This is a genomic window from Bacillus cereus group sp. TH152-1LC, assembly GCF_027710505.1.
GTDB classification, from domain to species: Bacteria; Bacillota; Bacilli; order Bacillales; family Bacillaceae_G; genus Bacillus_A; species Bacillus_A mobilis.
Genome location: NZ_JAQFNK010000078.1, coordinates 1 through 850 on the forward strand (window position 1 = coordinate 1; position 850 = coordinate 850).

Consider the following 850-nt stretch of genomic DNA (forward strand, 5'->3'; position numbering starts at 1 on the left):
AGAACCTGTTTAAAATCTTTTCAATAAAATTGCCACACCTGCCAATAAGCAACTCTGTCTACTATTTTCAAGCGTTCGTTCACAATTCTTCCACAGTCTACGGTAATTTTCCAACCAGGCAAAGGTGCGTTCCACAATCCAGCGTTTTGGTAACACGACAAATTTGTGAAGGTCAGAGCGTTTGATGATTTCAACTGAACAATCAATCGTTTCTTTTATGGATTGCGCAAAGGATGGCCCTGTATATCCACCATCACAAAGTATATTTGTCACTTTTTCCAATGTTTCCTTGTGCCTTTCACACATTTGGATGGCACCCTCTCGGTCTGTTATGTTCGCAGTTGTTACATCAATTGCATGAATGAGACCGTTCGTATCTACAGCGATATGTCGTTTGATTCCTGACACTTTCTTTCCAGCATCATAACCCTTTTCACCAGCTATCCATGTGTTTTTCACGCTTTGTGCATCTACGATGCAGAAACTTGTTTGATTCTTACGTCCATCTTGCTCACGATAGGCTTCAACTAATTTTTTTATGCACTTTTTCGAGAAGACTTATGCCATTCTCGTTTATTTTCCGCCAAATCTGATAGTAGAAATACACCGTTTGCCAGTTTGGGAAGTCACTTGGTAGATTGCGCCATTGGCAGCCTGTGGTAAGCACGTATAGTACACCGCAGAATACCTCATATAAATCAACTGTGCGTGGACGCGTCCTTTTACGTGCGTTTTCCAAATCTTCTCGAATGAGTTCAAACTGTTCACGTGAAACGTTACTTGTATAATTATGTATCATAAAAAATATCCTTTTTTGTACAGATTATACCATAGATTCTAAACAGGTTCT

At 39.6% G+C, this 850-nt stretch carries 1 protein-coding gene; it reads right to left on the reverse strand.

All coding sequences use genetic code 11. The features are described 5' to 3' along the window. Positions 1-9: 9 nt before the first annotated feature. Positions 10-799 (reverse strand): IS5 family transposase gene (locus PDL00_RS34685; protein WP_442868358.1). Its coding sequence is split into 2 segments (ribosomal slippage): positions 10-540 and positions 542-799, totalling 789 coding nucleotides; the frame shifts between segments, so codons are not numbered across the junction. Positions 800-850 lie beyond the last annotated feature (51 nt).